Origin of the sequence: Moorena sp. SIO2C4, from assembly GCF_010672485.1 — a bacterium.
Classification (GTDB): domain Bacteria; phylum Cyanobacteriota; class Cyanobacteriia; order Cyanobacteriales; family Coleofasciculaceae; genus Moorena; species Moorena producens.
The window spans coordinates 1-3,036 of the sequence record NZ_JAAHGN010000939.1 but is presented as its reverse complement, the minus strand read 5'-3'; the positions used below and the strand labels follow the sequence as shown (position 1 = coordinate 3,036).

Below are 3,036 nucleotides of genomic sequence, written 5' to 3'. Positions count from 1 at the left end.
ATCGAGGAGTGTTTGGCACTCAGAAGCCTGGGGGTTGGTTAGCCAATCTATTTGATATCAAACTTAAAAATATTGCTAATACCAATGTGATCTACTGGGGTGGCAAGCTCTTAGCCTTATGGGAAGCCGCTAAACCTTACGGTCTAGACCCCCATACTCTTGAAACCTTGGGTGAAGATAACTTGGATGGAATATTAGCAGGAGGTGAATCCTTTGCTGCTCATCCTTGGATTGACCCTAGTAGTAAGCTTGATGGTGGTCAACCTTGTCTGGTAAATTTCGCGATTCAGCCAGGTCTGTCTACCAAAATTACCATTTACGAATTGGACCCGACCGGTAAACTATTACGACGTCAGAGTTATAGTGTTCCTGGTTTTGCCTTTATCCACGATTTTGCGATTACCCCAAACTACTGTATTTTCTTCCAAAATCCTGTTAGCTATAATCCCTTTCCGTTCCTGTTGGGATACCGAGGAGCTGGTGAGTGTTTGGCATATCAGCCTGAACAACCGACGCGGATTATAGTGATTCCTCGTAAACAGAATACAGAGGAAGTCAAAATCCTAGAAACCCAATCGGGCTTTATCTTCCATCACGCTAATGCTTTTGAGGAAGATGGCAAGATTTATGTCGATTCTATTTGCTACGAGTCATTACCAGCAGTAGACGTAGGTAGTGATTTCCGGAAGGTTGATTTTAATGCGAACGCACCAGGGCAACTCTGGCGCTTTAGTTTAAACTTAACTGACAAAACCGTAGGGAGTAAGTTATTAGAAGAGCGCTGTTGCGAGTTTCCTAGCATTCACCCTAATCATGTCGGAAATCCCTATCGCTACTTATTTATCGGAGCTGCTGATCATCCCACCCGTAATGCTCCATTACAAGGGATTCTAAAAATAGATATGGAAACAAAGACACAACAATTCTGGAGTGCTGCCCCTAAGGGTTTTGTAAATGAACCAATGTTTGTGCCACGACCCAATGCTGAACGAGAAGATGATGGTTGGGTATTGACCTTAGTATATGATGCTAGTCATCACCGATCGGATCTAGTCATATTAGATGGTCGTGATTTAACTAGCGGACCAGTCGCACGACTGCACTTGAAGCATCATATCCCTTACGGTTTACACGGTAGCTGGAGTTCTGAGTTGCTGGGACTGGGGTTGAAGGTTACAGGTTGAAGGTTGAAGGTTGAAGGTTACAGGTTGAAGGTTAGTGGGTTGAAGGTTACAGGTTGAAGGTTGAAGGTTGAAGGTTAGTGGGTTGAAGGTTACAGGTTGAAGGTTGAAGGTTGAAGGTTAGTGGGTTGAAGGTTACAGGTTGAAGGTTGAAGGTTGAAGGTTAGTGGGTTGAAGGTTACAGGTTGAAGGTTGAAGGTTGAAGGTTAGTGGGTTGAAGGTTACAGGTTGAAGGTTGAAGGTTGAAGGTTAGTGGGTTGAAGGTTACAGGTTGAAGGTTGAAGGTTGAAGGTTAGTGGGTTGAAGGTTGAAGGTTGAAGGTTGAAGGTTAGTGGGTTGAAGGTTACAGGTTGAAGGTTGAAGGTTGAAGGTTAGTGGGTTGAAGGTTACAGGTTGAGAGTTTAAACTTTAACTAGAAACTTTTAAACAACATGGGGATATAATGACGCTAAACTTATTAGTTATAAAGCTTTCAGGGAAATTATCAGGTTGGAGCTTTGATGGTTAAAGCTAAGCTAATAACAGAATTTTCCTGGAGGGTGCCAGATGAAATTCAGCGTTGTCATCACGACTTATAATCGTCTAGATCTACTCAAGCGTGCAATTGAAAGCGCGCTTGCTCAGACGTTTCCCTGTGAAATTGTTATCGTTGACAACGGTTCGTCTGATGGGACTGAAGGTTATGTCCAAGAGCGCAGTGAAGCGTTGGCACGTGCTGGTGAGCATAGCTTGGTTTATCACCGAAATTCCGATAATATGGGCCACTCGAAAGCGGTAAATCAAGGGGTAGAGTTGGCAACTGGTGATTGGATCAAGCTGTTGGATGATGATGACTACTTAGCCAAGAACTGCATTGAAGAAATGGCTAATGCGATCGCATTACATCCGAAAGCAGTGATTTGCTCTTGCCAATCGGCTCAAGTAAATACCTTAGGAGTAGAACTAAGTATAACACGGCGAGTAGGTTCACCGCCAAGGTTATATATTGCCCAAGAAGACATTCATTATGGAATGCTTCTGGAAATGGTACCGTTTGGCACCCCAGCGCAAGTCGCTTTCTCCCGTGATGGGTTTCTCAGTTCCGGTGGTTGGGATTCTAGCTTAGATACCAACTTTGATGATATTGATTCCTGGATTAGAATCGCCCAGTTTGGGGATGCTATATTTATCAATAAGTGCCTAGCTTACCGGACGGTTTGGTCTGGTGCTTATAATCAAAAATTTTCGTTCCAGAAACGTCTGAAGACTCATATTTCGATTAAGCAAAAAATCTATGAACTAGTCAGTGAAAAATATCAAGGTAAACTCCCATTACTGTGGGAGCTGGGCGCTTATCTGAGATTACATTGGGGCTTAGTAGCTCTTAAACGAGGTAAGTTGATCAGTGCCGCTAAGTTATTGTTTCCTGAGTGTTTTTCACCGATTGCTTTCTCACCGATTGCTTGGAAGTTGCTGTTACTGAGAAAGACTCTAGGATACTCTCCAGAATTATACCACCAGTTACCGCTTTAATTGGCAACTTGAATCATGAGTTAATGGAAAATTGGCTAGTAACCATTAACCATTAACCATTTTCCTTAACACAAAGTGATTAATTAGTCAACTAAAACTTAAAAATCGAAAATTGGCTAGTAACCAATTAGCTAGTAAGCAATTAGCTAATAACCAATTAACAATTACCAATTAACCCTTAACCATTAACAATTAACAATTTCAGTGAAACCAAAGTGATTAACCGGATTTGATCTGACTACAGATTATCAATTTGTTTGCGGAGGTCTTCCAACTCTTTGTCAACGGGTGAATCTGAGGAAGTCGATTTTTTCTCCTATGGGGCTGGTAAAGCTCCTTGAGA

General features: G+C 42.3%; 2 protein-coding genes. Both read left to right on the top strand.

Going from position 1 to position 3,036, the window contains the following annotated elements:
- On the top strand, positions 1 to 1,184 hold a 1,184-nt coding region (locus F6K20_RS31695; RefSeq protein ID WP_287297396.1), incomplete at its 5' end, for a carotenoid oxygenase family protein.
- Positions 1,185 to 1,727: 543 nt separating this feature from the next.
- Positions 1,728 to 2,693, top strand: a complete 966-nt coding sequence (locus F6K20_RS31690; protein ID WP_008189076.1) for a glycosyltransferase family 2 protein — start codon at positions 1,728 to 1,730, stop codon at positions 2,691 to 2,693.
- Positions 2,694 to 3,036: the final 343 nt, after the last annotated feature.